Source organism: Streptomyces sp. BE303 (assembly GCF_036290945.1).
Classification (GTDB): domain Bacteria; phylum Actinomycetota; class Actinomycetes; order Streptomycetales; family Streptomycetaceae; genus Kitasatospora.
On the sequence record NZ_JAQYWZ010000382.1, the window covers coordinates 1 to 15,546 of the forward strand.

Below are 15,546 nucleotides of genomic sequence, written 5' to 3' on the forward strand. Positions count from 1 at the left end.
CAAGGACCTCGGCGTCGTCACCGCCGACCGCGCCGACGTCAACGGCGTCAACACCAAGTGGGTCGGCGACCGCGCCGCCGGCAACGGCTGGATCGACTTCCCCCAAACCGGAACCACCGTCCACAAGAACGGCACCGAGAACCTCGGCACCGTCACCGCCGACAAGGCCGACCTCAACGGCCTCAACACCACATGGGTCGGCGACCGCGACCACGGCAACGGCTGGATCGACTTCCCCCAGGCCGGCGTCAACGTCCGCAAGGACGGCACCCAGGACTGGGGCACCGTGGCCGCCGACAAGGCCGACCTGAACGGTGTCAACACCAAGTGGGTCCAGGGCCGTGACACCTCCGACGGGTGGATCGAGTTCCCCAAGTCCGGCGTCCGCGTCTACCGTGACGGCGGGCACGACCTCGGCGCCGTCGTCGCCGACAAGGCCGACGTCAACCAGCTGCGCGCCGGCGAAGGCCACGTGAAGGGCCTCCTCACCGTCGGCGGGGGGATGAAACTCAGTCACGACGGCGAACGGCTGTTCGTCACCATGCCGGACCGGATCCTGTTCCTCGGGATCAACGAGTTCAAGAAGTGGGTGACCTTCGATCGGGGCCTCGGTGTCGCCTTCGGCAAGGCGAACTTCTCGCTGACCAAGGACTACGGCCTGCTGACCCGCGGATGCGACGTCCAGATCCAGCAGGGGAAGCTCTCCATCTCCACCGGCAACCCGCCCCACGTCAGGGAGCTCTAGGGTCTCCGGCGCGCGTGCCGGTCGCAGTGCCTCGCCGAGGACTGCGACCGGCACTCCGCCCCGTCACGGCCGGTCGGCCGGGTCGGACGTTGGGTCGCCCCGCACCGCCCGACCCCTGATCAGCCCTTCGGCTTGTTCAGACGGGACTTGAGCATCAGCGCGCGGGAGAACTGGTCGGCGGCGGTCGTCGTCCGCTTCGGGAAGTTGGCCTTCATCAGCTTGTCGTAGGCGTCCGGCCGGAACTCCGCCGTGAGCAGCCAGCCGCTGCGGACGTAGCTCGTCGGCGCGCTGTTCCCGGTGCCGTCGGTGCCGTCCACACGCCCGGCGTAGTGGCCCGAGCCGGTGCTCATCACGTCCACGAAGGTGTTCGCCAGCGGCGCCAACTGCTGGGCGGTGATGCCGTACCGGCCGGACAGATAGGCACGGTAGAGGCCCGCGCAGTCCAGGCTGCCGTGGTTGTTGTCCTCCTTGTCCCGGGTCTGCGCCGCGTACACCCAGTCGTAGGCGGTCTTCCCGGCGGGATCCCGGTAGCTGCGGGCCTCCGCGAAGAACCAGTCCACGCTGGCCTGCACCAGCCGGTCGTACCGGGCGACCCGCTTCGCGTCGTCGCCCAGCAACTGGTGGGCGACCGCCAGGTTCTGGAAGGCGTAGTCGAACATCATCTGCTGGTTCCACGGCACCGGCTTGCCGCCCTTGTATGGCGAGTCCGCGGCGAAGTACTGGCGGTCGCCCTTCGAGACGTCCAGCAGCCGGCCCAGGATGTGGCGGTCCACGGCGGTGTCGGCCTCCTTGACGAACCGCTTCGCCCGGTCGAGGTAGGTGGCACCGTAACCGTGCGGGTCGTGGTCGGGCACCTTCGTCTGCCAGAGGGCGGGCGTCCGCAGGACGAGCTGCGCGCAGTAGGCCAGGTGGCCGACCGGATCGCCCTGCTCGCCGCCGGTACCGACGGGCGCGGCCGACACGTCGTTGGGCCAGGCCGGATCGACCTTGCCGGTCCAGAGCACGTGCTGCCCGACCGGCTTCGCCGCCAGGTCGTTGCGCTCGGAGAGGACGGCATCGCAGAAGACGATCATCCGGTCGAGGACCGCCCGGTCCGCGGACACCTCGTACACCAGGCCCATCGCCTTGGTGTCCTCGCCGCTGTGTCCCTGGGCCCACTGGTTGCGGATGTTGTTCGGGGCGGGAGTGAGCGTCAGGGCGTAGGAGCGGAAGGACTCGATCTCCGCCTTCGTGACCGGACCGTCCAGACTGCTGAACGTCAGCACCGGGCGCGCGGCACCGGACGGCCGTTCCGCGGCGGACGAGGTCGGCGCGGGAGCGAGGGTGAGGATCACGGCACCCGTGGCGACGAGCGTCGTGCACCCGATCACCAGCCTCCGGACGGGGATCCGGACGGGATTTCGCTGGGCCATGGCAGTCTCCTGGGCGGGGCGTCGGGGCGTCGGGGCGTAGCGGGGCGGTCCTCCGGGGGGACCGCCGCACGCATCCTGTCGCCCGCCGACCCGGCCGGGCCGCCGATCCGGCCCCACCGGCGGGAGGTCCGCCCGAACGGGCAGCGACGGGGCCGCGTAGGGGTGGGGCCGGTGCGCGGCAGGGCACCGGCGGGCACCCGCCGACGTCGGCCCGGCCCGGGCGCGCGCGGGAAGTCGGCCCGTCCGACGTCCCGCGCGGGACGGGCGGGGGCCGGGGTCAGGGGTTGGACGGAGTGGGCGGGCTGTCGGTCTGCCGCAGGGCGAAGACGGCCTCGGTGGTACGGCAGAGGGAGTCCACGGCGCGGCGCAGGGAGCGCCAGGAGGCGAGGCCGACGAGGATCCCCACCACCGCCGAGGGCCACCACCAGAGGCCGACGACGGCGAAGGCGGCGCCCCACACCAGGCCCTCGCAGGCCGCGTCGTAGGAGTCACGGACCGCGCTCAGCGCCTCGCGGGAAGCGTCGGACGCACCGAGGAGCAGGCCCGTCCACGCCTCGGCGACGTCCGCGCCGGTCGTCGCCCTGATGCGCTCCTCCGCCGCGCGCAGCCGGTCACCCGACCAGGTGGGGCCGGTGGGAGCGGTCGGGCTCGCCCGGGCCCGGAGCGCGTCGAGCCGGGCGGCGCGCAGTTCGCGGCCGGCCGCGCGGGCCCGGACGGCCTGCCGGGCGATCTCCGCAGGCGGCGCCCAGCGGCGTGCCCGACGGCGGGTCAGCCGCTCCCCCAACGGCGTCAGCCACCAGGGCCAGGCCCCCGCCGCCAGCGCGCCCACCGCCCCGGCGGCGAAGGGCAGCAGGAACGCGGCGGCCACCGCGGCCACCGCGAGGAGGGCGAGCACCGCCGCGGTGTCGGACGCGAGTCCGCCGTCGAACCGCAGCACACCGGCGACCGCCTCCCGGGCGAGGCCGCGGTCGGCCCAGTGCCGGTGCCCGAGCCGGCCCCCGACGGCGGCGACGACGACCAGGAGGACGGCGGGCAGCAGGCGGCGCAGGAACCATCCGTCGGGGATGCGTTTCTGGAGTTCGAGGAGCAGGCCCATGCGCGTCTCAGTCCACTCGGCGCAGCGGTCCGCCGCTCAGCGCGCAGACCCGGGCGTCCGGCGGGGCGTTGTCCGGCCCGACGGCGTCCGGCGGGGCGTCGTCCGGCAGGTCGACCCGGGCGCAGCGGCCTGTGGGGCAGATCCAGCCGACCGACCGCGGCGTGGGCCCGCCCGGCCAGTCGCCGACGCCCATCGTGGTGCGCAGGCCGATCCCGCCGGGGATTCCGGCGTCCTCGGCGGCCTCGTGGAGGGCCCGGACGGCGTCGTGCCACGCGCCGGTGGCCGGGTCGCCGTCGCGGACGAGGGCGAAGGGCCCGTCCCAACGGGTCGCTCCGACGAGATCGCGCAACGCCCCGGCGTTGCGGCAGAGGTACTCGACGGCGTCCTCGAAGACCCGCCGCTCCTTGCCCCCGGCTCCCACGGTCCCCCCTTACGGTTCCCCCTCGATGCACTCCTCGCCACGATACGTCAGGTTACGCTGAATACGTGACTGACCTTCACCAACGGTTTACGGCAAGGCTGTTGAGGTACAGGGACACGGGCGACGCACTACCGCTCCGGGCTCCGGAGGTGACGGACGAGGCGTACGCGCTCCTGCGCGAGGCGACGACATGGCCCGAGAGTCCCGTCGATCTCGACAGGGTCTTCGCCGTCTTCCGGACGTTCTGGTTCCGGCACGAGGGGCCGGACGACCCGGAGGCCGCCGTCAACGTTCTCTTCATCGGCGCCACCTCCGGCTTCCTGCAATCCCGCACCCCCGGGGACATCCGGTTCCCGGCCGCGCTGGGCGAGTCCTTCGACCCCGCCGACCCGCTCCACGACGCGCGCTTCGCCCAACTCGCGGGCGCCGCCCACGGCGAGCTGATCGAAGCCCCGGATGTCGCCGAACCCGACCGACCGGCAGCGCTGGGCCGCGCGCTCGCCTGGTCCGCGTTCGCCCGGAGCCTGCTGCCGGAGGGGCCCGACGGGGACATCGGATTGACCATGCAGGCCCTCGTACTGGAGCTGGCCCGGTTCCGGCTCACCGCCGATCCGGGCGCGCTGGCCGTCGCCGGGCGGCACGGCCGGGTGGCGACCGAGGCACTGTCCTCCGTCACCCCCGGCGACCTGGACGCGGCCGGCACCGGCATGGCCGCGCTCGCCCTCGGAACCGTCCTGGATGCGGCGCGAATGCTCGGGGACCCGCCGCTCGCGGAGGTCGACCGTCTGGTCGCGGCGGCTCCGGCCGGCACCCTGCCCCCGGAAGCCCTGGAGGCCCTGCGGACGGTGCGCGAGCTCCAGGCCGATTCGACCTCCTGGCCGGGGCAGTTCGAGCTGCGGATCGGACTCGTCCTCACCGAGGCGGGCACCCGGGAGCACGACGCCTGCCGGATCGCCTGCGCCGTACACCGGCTGCGCTCGGCCCTCGCCGCCACACCCGCCGAGCACCCGGCGCATCCCGTCGTCACCGCCGCCCTGAGCGTGGCTCAGCAGGCGTTCCTCCGGGAGCGAGGTGACGGCACCGCCCCCGAACAGCTCGACCCGGGCGCGGCAGGGGAGCTCGTGAACCAGCTCCGGGAGCTGTACGACCACCAGGGCGCGCCCCCCGACATCGAGCTGGAACTCCTCGCCGTCGCGGACTCGATGAGCACGGGCACGAGGGTCCCCGACGAGCAGATCACCCGGTTCCGCGCCGCACTGGCCGCGGTCCCCCCGGAGGAGCCGCGCCGTTACGCCTACGTTGCCGTCCTGGCCGCCCTCACCGGGCTCGGGGCCGACGAATCGCGGGCGGTCGACCCGGCCGGGGCCGCCCGGGCGGATGCCGACGTGAGAACGCTGACCGAGGAGGTCGCCCGCACGTCACCGGCGGGCTCGTCGATCTGCGATCCACTGCTCGCGGGCCACTACGCGCCGGCCCTGGCCCTCGCCGTGATCGCCGCCCTCCCCTCGGAACCGGCCGACGGCCTCGACGACCCGCAGCTCGCCCGGCCGAGGTCCCTGCCGACCCGGTTCGCTGCTCTGCGGCTCGACCTCCTCGACCCCGGCGACACGGACGGCCTCGACCACGCGATCGCGGAGTTGCGCGCGATCATGGCCGAACTCACCGAGAACGAGAGCCTCCAGAGGGCCCACGTGGCCGCGACCCTCGGTACCACCCTGATGGTCCGGGCCAACACCTCCCAGGACCTCGGTGTCATCGACGAGATCATCCAGCTGCTCCGCTACGCCCGCACCCGTGCCCCTGCGGACTCCGAGGCCACCGACGAGCTCCTCGCCTACGCCCTCACGGCCGTCTCTGCCTTTCGCATCGATCCGGAGGCCGCTCGCGAGGCAGCCGCGGTCATCGCCGAAGCAGCGATCCGCCCCAGGGACCCGCGCAGGGCCACCGGCCTCGCCCAGGCGTTCGTGTCGGCCAACACCGAATACGCCACGGCCGTACAGAACTACCTGCTCGGTCACGAGCCGGACCAGCTGGCCCTGGCCCGCCGGGCGGCGCTGCGGATCAAGGAACTCGGCGCCGAAACGAGCTCGGCCAGGTGGACCGCGCAGCTGCGGCTCGACGCGGTCGGCGATGACTGCCTCAACCTGATCGACCTCCTCGGCCCGGGGGGTCGTCCGAAGGCCGTCCTCACCGACGAGCTGGTCGACCGGTGTCGGACGACGTTCGCCGCGTTCGTCCCCGGTCACCGCCGACGGCTGACGTCCGCGATGACGCTCGTCACCGTCCTCACCCAACGGGTCTGGGCGAACGGGAGCAGCGACCCCGGTCAGAATCGGCGTTTCATCGACGAGATCGAGCGGGTCATCGCCACCGTCGCGCCGGAGGCCCCCGAGGGGTGGGCCGACCTCCTGCGGATCCCCGTCTCCATAGCCGTCGGAACCCTGCGGTTCCCACCAGCGGTGGACTCGACAGGGCCGGCACCCGAGAGCTCGAACCGGCTGGAAGCCGTGGACCGTCTGCTGTTCGAGGGCCTGGTCGCCATCAACCCGCGGATTCCCGGCGGCTTCACGCCCTCCGTGGCGACCAGGGCGCACATCGAGATCTGGGGCGCGCAGGATGCCCTGCGGGCGTCGAGGTCTGGCATCCCCAGAGCCCTTGCGCACGTCGAGGTGGCCGTCGACCTGCTGGCGCAGGTCACCGACCGGGGCAGCTCACAGCCCGCGGCCGAGCACGGGCTGTCCTCGTTCGACGGGGACCTCCGGGGCATCGTCGAGCTGATCCTGTCGGTGGCTGCCGGCCGGGACACCGGCGCCCGCCGGACGGTGTCCGTGGTCGACGGGCCCGACGTCGAGCGGGCTGTCGAGCTGCTGGAGCGCGGGCGCGGGCTGCTGCTGTCGCGGCGGATCGAGGCGCGCGCCGACCTCGGTGACCTGCGGGCCGCCCACCCGGGGCCGGCGGGCGAGTTCGAGCGGCTCACCGGCCTGCTGGCCGATCTGACCACGACCGGGCCGGAGGCCGGGCCGGCCCCCCGTCCGGCCGACGCCGGGCCTCGCCGGGCCCCCGACGTCGTGCCCGAGCGGGCCCGGCTCGACGGGCTCCACGCCTCGCGGGACCTCGACGAGCTGATCGGGCACATCCGTACCCTGCCCGGATTCGACGCCTTCCTCCGGCCGCTCACCGGCGACCGGTTGCGCGAGCTGGCCGTCGACGGGCCCGTCGTCCTCCTCCTCCAGGGCCCGCACTACCTCCACGCCCTCGTGGTGACCGGCCGGACGATCGCCGCGCTGCCCCTCGCGCCGCCGACCGACGAGCTCACCGACACGGCCCACCGGCTGCGCGAAGCCGTCGGCGCCGTCAGCCTCCGGGGCTCCGCCCGGCCCTCCCCGGCCGACCTCGTCGGCGCCGGGGCCACCACGCGTCGCACCCTGTCCTGGACCTGGCACAAGATCGTCCGCCCCGTCCTCGCCCATCTGGGGGCCGACGGACCCGTGCCCGACTCCGGGGCGTGGCCCCGGATCTGGTGGATCCCCACCGGGGCCTTCCACGCCCTGCCGCTGCACGCCGCCCAGTGCACCCTGCCCGACTGCGACGAGCCCGGCTGCGGCGCCGCGCTCGACACCGTCGTCTCCTCCTACGTCCCCGGGTTCCAGACCCTGGCGTACGCCCGCTCCCGGGCCGCCCACCGCGAGGGCGGCGGCCCGGCCGCCGGAGGGACCGCCGCCCTGCTGGTCGCCGCCCCCGAGAACGAGATGCCCGGCGTCGCGGAGGCGGCCCGCTACGCCGCCGGCCTGCTCCGGGCGCCCGCGCCGCTGGTCGGCACCGCGGCGACCCGCGAGGCCGTCCTCGGCGCACTCGGCGGCACCCGGTGGGTGCACTTCGGCTGCCACGCGGCCACCGACCCGGCCGAACCGTCCGGCGCCCGGCTCCACCTGCCCGGCGGCGAGCAGCTCTCCGTCCTGGAGATCTGCCGGGCCCGGCCGCACGCCGCCAGGCTCGCCTTCCTCACGGCATGCGGCACGGCGCGCACCTCGGAGCGGCTCAGCGACGAAGCCATCCACATCACGAGTGCCTTCCTGCTCGCCGGTTTCCCCGCCGCGGTCGGCACGCTCTGGGAGATCGACAGCGCGCACGCGGACCACGTCACCCGCGACTTCTACCGCCGAGTGACGGCCGACGACACCCCGGGGAGCGCCCTCGCCCTGCACCACACCGTCCGCGAACTCCGCCGCCGGATACCCGACCGCCCCCACATCTGGGCCGCCTACGTCCACGCGGGTGCCTGAGGGCGGGCCGGGCAGTCCCGGTCAGGTGGTCGGGAGGCCGGGGAGCCCGGGGGTGAAGCCGTCGAGGGCGTGCGGGCAGGGGCAGGTGCGGGTGGCGGGGAGGGCCTCCAGGGCGGTGAAGAGGACCGTGCGCAGCCGGTCCACGTTTCGGGCGAAGACCTTCAGCACCTCGGCGTGGGTCACGCCCTCGCCGCTCTCCACGCCCGCGTCCAGGTCGGTGACCAGGTTCAGGGAGGTGTAGCAGAGGGCGAGTTCGCGGGCGAGAACGGCCTCCGGGTGGCCGGTCATGCCGACGACCGACCAGCCGTTCGCGGTGAACCAGCGGGACTCGGCGCGGGTGGAGAAGCGCGGGCCCCCGATCACCACGAGGGTGCCGCCGTCGACCGGTTCCCAGGTGGCGGCCCGGGCCGCCGCCAGGACGGCGCCGCGGCCGGCCGGGCAGTAGGGATCGGCCATCGGCGCGTGCACGACGCCCGGGACGGAGCCGTCGGGGAGCGGGACGCCGTCGTAGAAGGTCTGCTCCCGGCCGGAGGTGCGGTCGACGAACTGGTCGGGCACGAGCAGGGTGCCCGGCCCGTACGCGGGGCGCAGCCCGCCGACCGCGCAGGGGCCGAGCACCTGGCGGACCCCGAGGGAGTGCAGGGCCCAGAGGTTGGCGCGGTAGTTGATCCGGTGCGGCGGGACGGCGTGCCCGCGCCCGTGCCGGGGCAGGAACGCGACCCGTCGGCCGCCCACCTCGCCGACGAACAGCGAGTCGCTGGGCGGCCCGTACGGGGTGTCGACGGTGACTTCGGTGACGTCGTCGAGCAGCGCGTACAGGCCGGAGCCGCCGATCACGCCGAGTTCCGCGCGCGGGGCCGGATCGGGTGCGGGCCGGGTGGTCGTCACGTGGTCACCTCTCGGGGGCGGTCGGGGTTGCACCGGCCACCCTAGGAGGGCGCGACGGACGAGGGGTACCCGGCGGCGGTCCGGCCGCGTCGGGCGGGCCCGGCCGGGTCCGGTGGCGGGCCGCGTCGTCAGCGGGGCGGTCCGCCGGCGGTCAGCTCGGCCACCGCGTAGGGGCGGTGACCGAGCATCGGGACGCGCAGGACGGCGGCGGCGATCCGCTGCGCGGGGCCGATCCGTTCCATGACCGGGTGCTCGGCGACGGCCTTCCAGCCGGGTGCGGCGGCGGCGAGCCCGGCGGCGCCGCGCGCGCCGGAGCGGAACCGGGCCCCGGTGGCGCGGGAGATCGGATGGAGGCCGCTGCGGGCCACCCAGGGGTGGAAGAAGTCGGCCAGCAGGCCGGTGCCGGGTCCGAGTTGCCGGTGGACGTCGGTCAGGAAGCGGGACACCTCGGTGTCGGTGAGGTACATCAGCACGCCCTCGGCGACCACCAGGGCCGGGCCGTCCTCCCCCACCAGCGCCTCGACCCACTCCGGGTCCGTGACGGAGGCGGCGTGCAGCCGTACGGCGCTGTCGGGCAGGAGCCGTTGCCGCAGTTCGGCGACCTCGGGCACGTCGACCCCGATCCACCGGACGCCCTCGGGTACGGCGTCCCCGAGGCGGGTGTCCCGGGTGCAGAGGCCGATGCCGACCGACACGACCGCGCCGTCGGGGTGGAGCCGGGCGAACCGCCGCACCAGGGCGTCGAAGACGATCGCCCGGTGGATCGCGCCGACGGCGTTGGACCGGTCGGTCAGCACCTCCTCGGCCCGGAACCCGGTCAGTTCGAGCACGGCCGCCGCGAGCGGGTCCCGGAAGTCCGTGCCGGGGAGCAGCCGGTCGGCGTGGGCGCGGCCGTAGAGGGGGGTGAGCAGCGTACTGGCCACGCCCGAGAGGCCGTGCACCGGGAAGTCATCCGACATGAAGGTTAGCCTTACCTAAGTTTGATGTCCGGTCAAGGCTCGACCATCCGCCGGCGAACCGTCAACTCCCCTGGACGTGACGCGAGAAGGGCGGACGGGTCGAGGGAGCCGCGGTGGTCGGGCCCTACGCTGAGAGCGACTGGAGCGAAACGAGAGGTGGCCGGTGACCGGGAGCGGTGAGCGGGCGTGACGGCGGGCGCGGGGTTCGGCAGGCTGGTGCCGGTCGCGGACGGGCCGGGCGGGTTGCGGGTCTGGGGAGCGACGGAGCCGCCCCGGTGCGCGCGGGGCGGGGAGCCGGTCGAGGTCAACGTGCTGCTGGAGGCAGGCGAGGAGCCGGGGCAGGTGGATCGGACGCTTCTCGGCGAGGTGGTCGCGGAGGTGGACCGCTTCGTCGGGGCGGCGCTCGGGTTCGTCCAGCGGGTGATGGCCTCGGACCCGGGGTCGCTCGGGCTTTCCGCGGAGGAGGCGGGGCACTACCTCGCGGCGCCGGCCGCGGAGCTTCCGCTGGGCGCCCCGCAGGTCGACTTCTTCGTGGACGGGTGGCAGCTGCGGTTCACCGAAGGGAGCCTGCCGGTCTGCGACCCGTACGGCCTGGCCGTGGTGTTCGACGGGCGGCGGCCGGTGCGGGTGGAGGACCTGAGCGACGCCGAACCGGTCGAGGAGTAGGACTTCTCCGGCCGACCGGCCGGCCTGTCGCCGCCGTGGCGGCGGGCAGGGCGTAGCGGCGGGCAGGACGTAGCGAAGCGAAGCGGCCCGGTCAACAGAGTGCGTCCCAGTCGTGGAGCGCCCGCAGCCCCGCCGCGCGTTCCGCCTGCGTGGCGGAGTCCGGGGCCGGGGTGAGGAGGTAGTCGGCGACGGGGGTGAGCAGGAGCGGGCCGTCGGGCACGGGGGCCAGAAGGGCCTCGTCCCAGTCGTGGCGGATGGCCGTACGGCGCAGCAGGGTGCCGTGGCGGGCGGCGGGGCGCAGGGCGGCGGCGGCCTCGGTGCGGCGGCGGCTCTCGGGGGCGAGTTCGGCTTCGAGGGAGGCACGGACCAGGGCCAGCGGGCCGAGCGGGAGGTACGTGGCGGCGAGGTCGAGGAGGGCCGCGGCCTCGGGGGCGAGCCGGTAGGCGGCGACGACGGCGGCGGTCTCGGCGGGTTCGAAGGGTTGCCGGTCGAGGGCCGCGACGTCGAGGACGTCGGCCGGGAGGAAGGGGCGGCGGAGGCCCTCCTCGGCGAGGGCGATGAGGCATTCGACGTGGTCGTCGGCGACCAGGTAGGGGCGGACGGGGACGCCCGCGCCGTCCCCGTCGAGGGCCGCGGTGGTGACGCGGACGCGGTACCACGGGTCGACGAGCGGGTCCTCGGCCGGCCAGAGGACGGTGACGGCGGTGTGGTGGGGGCGGTCGCCGAGCAGCGTGACCTCGATGTGCTCCACCGGGTGGTCGGTGACCAGGCGGACGACGGCCTGCCAGAGGGCGGCCTCGCCGGGGGCGACCAGGTCGAGGACGTCCAGCGGCCTGAGCAGGTCGGCCGGGTAGTAGCCGGCGAGCGGGAGGCCGCGGAGGGCGCGGACGCCGGTGGAGCGCGCGAGGTCGTCGGCGAGGCGGGTGTAGCGGTCGGCTCGGTCGCGGGCCCGGCGGAGTTCGGCGCGGGCGGGCTCGCCCATCCGGACGCCGTCGCCGGCCAGGGCGGAGAGCACCAGGGCGGGCAGCCGGCGGCTGCCGCGGGCGCGGTGGAGCAGTTCGGCCGGCCCGTCGGCCGGGTCGACGTCGAGCAGGTGGTAGAGCAGAGCGGTATTCACGGACGTCCGCCTCCGAAGGTATGGTCGTGGCCCGCGCTGCGGCGACCGACGGCGGGGCCGGAGCACGGGGGTCCCGGCCGTCCGGGCGGAGGCAGGCGCGGGGTGGACCGGCCCGCGGCGGTAGCGGCCTTGGGGGGTAGGGAAGTTCGGGGAGCAGGGGGTTTCCCTGTGCCCGGCGTGCAGGGCGGGACGGGGGCCGGCCGGACCGTCTCCGGTGGCCCCCCGCACGGTCGATTCTGTACGACGGCGTTCAACGCCCGGTCACCGCAGGCTCAACGAAGTCTCGACATCGGGTGCGGCGCTGTGGTTTATAGGTGACACGAAGTCTGACATGTGCACGAGCGGGGCGGGCACTGTCCTGGGGCAGCTGGGGGCAGGATTTGGGCGATCTCCGTTTTTCCTTACTCGGTCTGATGCGGTCGTACCGGGGCGCGTCGGCGCTCAAGGTGGGCAGTCCGCAGCAGCAGGCGATGCTTGCCGTCCTCCTCCTGCGGCCCGGCCACTCGGCGAGCGCCACCGACCTGATCGCGGCGCTCTGGGGCGAGGAGCCCCCGAACGCCGCGATGACCACCGTGCGCACCTACGCGTGGCGGTGGCGGAAGATCCTCGACGGGGGAACCGTCGGCGGCGCGGACGGGCCCGCCGACGGCGGTCGGGGCGGCGACGACAAGGCACCGAGCGTCCTGGTGTCGATGGGCGACGGCTACCGCCTCGTGCTGCCCAAGCTCGCGGTGGACGCGGCCGAGGCCGAGTCGCTGGCCGCCGAGGCGGAGCGCACGGCCCGGACCGACCCGCTGCGCGCCCGCGACCTGCTCAACCAGGCCCTGGAACTGTGGCAGGGCGAGCCGCTGGCCGGCATCCCCGGTCCGTTCGCGGAGCGGCACCGGCAGCGGCTGGAGGAACTGCGGCTGACCCTCCTGGAGGAGCGGATCGGCCTGGACCTGACGCTGGGCCGTCACTCGCGCTGCATCCCGGAGCTGACCGCGCTCACCACCGAGCACCCGCTGCACGAGCGGGCCTACGAGCTGCTGATGCGCGCGCTGTACCAGGCCGGACGGCAGGCCGACGCACTCGCGGTGTTCCGCGGCGTGCGGCAGCTCTTCCTCGCGGAGCTGGGGGTCGGGCCGGGCACGGAGCTGGAGCAGCTGCACCGGCGGATCCTGGAGGGGGACCCGGCCCTGGCCGCACCCGCCGCGCCGGAGCCGGCGGGCCCGGCGGTGGCGGGGAGCACCGGGCCCGAGGCCGCCGCCGGGGCGGGCGAGCCGGAGGAGACGGGCGAGGCCCGCGCGACGGCCCGACCGGCCGCCGCGCCGCCCCGCCCCGCGCAGCTGCCGCCGGACGCCGCCGACTTCACCGGGCGGACGGCGCCGGTCCGGGTGCTGGACGAGGCCCTGGGCTCGCCCTCCCCGCAGGCCCTGGTGATCGCGACCGTGGTCGGCATGGGCGGGGTCGGCAAGACCGCGCTGGCGCTGCACGTCGCGCACCGGGTCCGGGACGCCTACCCGGACGGCCAGCTGTACGTGGACCTGCGCGGGTCCGACCCCGTCCCGGCCGATCCGGAGGCGGTGCTCAGCGGGTTCCTGGTGGCCCTCGGGGTGGCGGCGGACGCGGTGCCGGACGGGCTGGACGCCCGCTCGGCGCTGTTCCGCTCGGTGGTGGACGGACGACGGCTGCTGCTGGTGCTGGACAACGCGAAGGACGCCGCACAGATCCGGCCGCTGCTGCCGGGGGCGGTCGGCTGCGCGGTGCTCACCACCGGGCGCACCCGGCCGGCCGGACTGCCCGCCACCGTCCAGGTCGACCTGGACGTGTTCCAGCCCGCCGAGGCGTTGGACCTGCTGGGCCGCACCATCGGCGCCGAACGGCTGGCCGCCGAACAGGACGCGGCGCGGGAGCTGGTGGTGGCCTGCGGCCACCTGCCGCTGGCGGTCCGGATCGTGGCCGCCAGGCTGGCCGCCAGGCCCGGGTGGACGGTGGAGACGCTCAGCCGCCGCCTCCAGGTGGAGCGGCGGCGGATCGACGAGCTGCGGATCGGGGACCTCGCGGTGGCGGCGGCCTTCGAGCTGAGCTACCGGCAGCTGACCGCCGACCAGGCCCGGGCGTTCCGGCTGGTCGCGTCGGTGGACGGGCCGGACATCGGCCTGGCCTCGGCCGCCGCGCTGCTGGACCTCGACGAGTACGACGCCGAGGACCTGCTGGAGGCGCTGGTGGACGTGGCGATGGTCGAGTCGCCGTTCCCGGGCCGGTACCGGTACCACGACCTGCTGCGGGCGTTCGCCCGGCGGCGGCCGGCGGAGGGTGCGGAGCCGGCCCGGGACCACGGCGAGGTGGTGGCCGCCCGGGACCGCCTGCTGGACCACCTGCTGGCCACGGCGTGCACCGCGTTCCAGCACGCGGTGCCGGGCGACCCGGCGGCCGGCGCGCTCGGCCCGGCCCGCTCCCCCGGCGTTCCGCTGGCCGGCCACGACGCCGCGCGGGCGTGGGCGTCGGCGGAGCGGGCGGGCGCGGTGGCCCTGGCGGCCCAGGTCGCGGAGCAGGCGGGAGCGACCCCGGCGGGAGCGACTCCGGCGGGCGGGGCGGCTGCTTCGGACGGTGGGGCGGCCCACGGTGGGGCGGACGGGTCGGCGCTGCGGGCCGCGATCGACCTGCTGATCGCGCTCACCCCGTTCGTGCTCACCCCGCCGAGCCGCCGGCTGGCAGCCACCGCCGACGCGCTGGCCGAGGCCGCGGCCCGGCACCGGGACGTCCGGGCCGAGGGGCGCGCGCACTTCCTGCGCGGGAACGTCGCCCTCGCCGCGACCCGGCTGGACGCGGCCGAGGCGGCGGCCCGGCAGGCGGCCGGGGCCGCGCGGGCCGCCGGGGACACGGTGATCCTCCGTCAGGCGCTGAACGACCTGGGCCTGATCTGCCAGTTCCTCAGCCGCTACGACGAGGCGGTCGACCTCTACGACGAGGCGCTGCTGCTGGCCAACGCGCTGGGACACCGTTCCGGCGCCCTGGTGACGACGGTGAACGCCGCGCTGGCGCGGGTCCGCAGCGGACGGGCGGACGAGGCGGTGGCCATCTGCCACGAGGTGCTCGCCGAGCTGCGCACCCGGCAGGACGACCCGGGGCGCGCGTACACCCTCTACGTGCTGGGGCTGGCGCTGCACGCGCTGGGCCGGCACGCGGAGGCGGTCACGTGGTTCGGCGAGTGCCTGGCGGTGGCGCTGGGCGCGGGTCTGCGGGACCGGGCCGCGCACGCGCGCTACCGGTTGGCGGACAGTCTGCGCTCGCTCGGCCGGGCCGACGAGGCGTTGGACCACGCCGGGCAGGCCCTGGTGCTCTGCGAGGAGCTGGGGGCGGAACGGGACCAGGCGCAGGCGCTGGTGGTGCTGGGCCGCTCGCTCGCGGACCTCGGACGCGGGGCGGAGGCGGGGGTCAGGCTCCGGCAGGCGTTCGAGATCTTCGCCCGCCTGGGGCTGCCTGAGGCCGCCCAGGTGGCGGTGCTGCTGACGGAGCCCGCGTTCGCGCTGGTCGAGCCGTGAGCCGGCCGGCCGCCGGTGCGGCGGAGGGCTCGGGGCCGTCCGTGCCGTCCGTGCCGTGTGGGCGGGGGCGGAGCAACGGCCGTTGAAGAAACGGTTCTGCACTCGGGGAGGCGGCGGGAGCCGTGCCCGGTACGGGGGTCAGGAGCCGGTGCTGTTCCAGTCGCCGTGCCCGCCGCCGTCGGTGGGGGTCGGGGTCGGGGTCGGGGTGGTCGTGACCACCCCGCCCTGGCCTGCGCCGGTCGCACCGTCGGCCATCGCCGTGCCCGCCGCACCGAGGGCGATCGCCAGACCGAGGCCGGCGGCGGCCAGGCGGATCCGGGTGAGACGGTGGTTCGAGCGCTTCGCCATGACTGCTCCCTAGGGCGTCTTCCCTGGTGGGAAGGGGTTTTCCGGGGTGATGGAATCATCATGGCAAGGCGCGTTCAACGGCAG

General features: G+C 75.3%; 11 protein-coding genes. 4 read left to right on the plus strand and 7 right to left on the minus strand.

Annotation, left to right across the window (positions count from 1 at the left end):
* Positions 1–745 (plus strand): hypothetical protein (locus PUR56_RS06265; RefSeq protein ID WP_329948160.1); only part of this gene is annotated, 745 nt, incomplete at its 5' end.
* 119 nt (positions 746–864) lie between these two features.
* Here PUR56_RS06265 and PUR56_RS06270 read toward each other — a convergent pair.
* The 3 genes from PUR56_RS06270 to PUR56_RS06280 form a co-directional block, all read right to left on the minus strand.
* A complete protein-coding gene (locus tag PUR56_RS06270; protein ID WP_329948161.1) occupies positions 865–2,157 on the minus strand; it encodes a hypothetical protein in 1,293 nt (430 codons plus the stop codon).
* Between the two features lie 277 nt (positions 2,158–2,434).
* Complete coding sequence (locus tag PUR56_RS06275) at positions 2,435–3,253, minus strand: hypothetical protein (protein ID WP_329948162.1); 819 nt, start codon at positions 3,251–3,253, stop codon at positions 2,435–2,437.
* A 7-nt stretch (positions 3,254–3,260) separates the two neighbouring features.
* Positions 3,261–3,674, minus strand: a complete 414-nt coding sequence (locus PUR56_RS06280) for a hypothetical protein (RefSeq protein ID WP_329948163.1) — start codon at positions 3,672–3,674, stop codon at positions 3,261–3,263.
* 101 nt (positions 3,675–3,775) lie between these two features.
* Between PUR56_RS06280 and PUR56_RS06285 the strand changes: the two genes are divergently transcribed.
* A complete protein-coding gene (locus PUR56_RS06285) occupies positions 3,776–7,957 on the plus strand; it encodes a CHAT domain-containing protein (protein WP_329948164.1) in 4,182 nt (1,393 codons plus the stop codon).
* 21 nt (positions 7,958–7,978) lie between these two features.
* Here PUR56_RS06285 and PUR56_RS06290 read toward each other — a convergent pair whose 3' ends face one another.
* Both PUR56_RS06290 and PUR56_RS06295 read right to left on the minus strand, forming a co-directional pair.
* Positions 7,979–8,845, minus strand: a complete 867-nt coding sequence (locus tag PUR56_RS06290) for an S-methyl-5'-thioadenosine phosphorylase (protein ID WP_329880690.1) — start codon at positions 8,843–8,845, stop codon at positions 7,979–7,981.
* Between the two features lie 128 nt (positions 8,846–8,973).
* Entirely contained in the window at positions 8,974–9,804 is an 831-nt protein-coding gene (locus PUR56_RS06295) for a class I SAM-dependent methyltransferase (protein WP_329948165.1), read from the minus strand.
* Positions 9,805–9,990: 186 nt separating this feature from the next.
* Here PUR56_RS06295 and PUR56_RS06300 point away from each other — a divergent pair, with 186 nt between their 5' ends.
* On the plus strand, positions 9,991–10,470 hold the full coding sequence (locus PUR56_RS06300; RefSeq protein ID WP_329948166.1) for a hypothetical protein: 480 nt from the start codon (positions 9,991–9,993) through the stop codon (positions 10,468–10,470).
* Positions 10,471–10,561: 91 nt separating this feature from the next.
* Here the strand turns inward: PUR56_RS06300 and PUR56_RS06305 are convergent, their stop codons facing one another.
* Entirely contained in the window at positions 10,562–11,587 is a 1,026-nt protein-coding gene (locus PUR56_RS06305) for a hypothetical protein (RefSeq protein ID WP_329948167.1), read from the minus strand.
* 413 nt (positions 11,588–12,000) lie between these two features.
* On the opposite strand from PUR56_RS06305, the gene PUR56_RS06310 reads away from it, so the two are divergent.
* Positions 12,001–15,114, plus strand: coding sequence for an AfsR/SARP family transcriptional regulator (locus PUR56_RS06310; RefSeq protein ID WP_329948168.1), 3,114 nt, complete (start codon positions 12,001–12,003; stop codon positions 15,112–15,114).
* Positions 15,115–15,252: 138 nt separating this feature from the next.
* Here the strand turns inward: PUR56_RS06310 and PUR56_RS06315 are convergent, their stop codons facing one another.
* Positions 15,253–15,462 carry a hypothetical protein gene (locus tag PUR56_RS06315; RefSeq protein WP_329948169.1) on the minus strand — a complete coding sequence of 70 codons (210 nt, stop codon included), beginning with the start codon at positions 15,460–15,462 and terminating at the stop codon, positions 15,253–15,255.
* Positions 15,463–15,546 lie beyond the last annotated feature (84 nt).

Bases quoted from the DNA above. Each gene is read 5' to 3' on its own strand.
- PUR56_RS06295 (WP_329948165.1), bottom strand. From the start codon at position 9,804: ATGTCGGATGACTTCCCGGTGCACGGCCTCTCGGGCGTGGCCAGTACG.
- PUR56_RS06315 (WP_329948169.1), bottom strand. From the start codon at position 15,462: ATGGCGAAGCGCTCGAACCACCGTCTCACCCGGATCCGCCTGGCCGCC.
- PUR56_RS06270 (WP_329948161.1), bottom strand. From the start codon at position 2,157: ATGGCCCAGCGAAATCCCGTCCGGATCCCCGTCCGGAGGCTGGTGATC.
- PUR56_RS06275 (WP_329948162.1), bottom strand. From the start codon at position 3,253: ATGGGCCTGCTCCTCGAACTCCAGAAACGCATCCCCGACGGATGGTTC.
- PUR56_RS06310 (WP_329948168.1), top strand. From the start codon at position 12,001: ATGCGGTCGTACCGGGGCGCGTCGGCGCTCAAGGTGGGCAGTCCGCAG.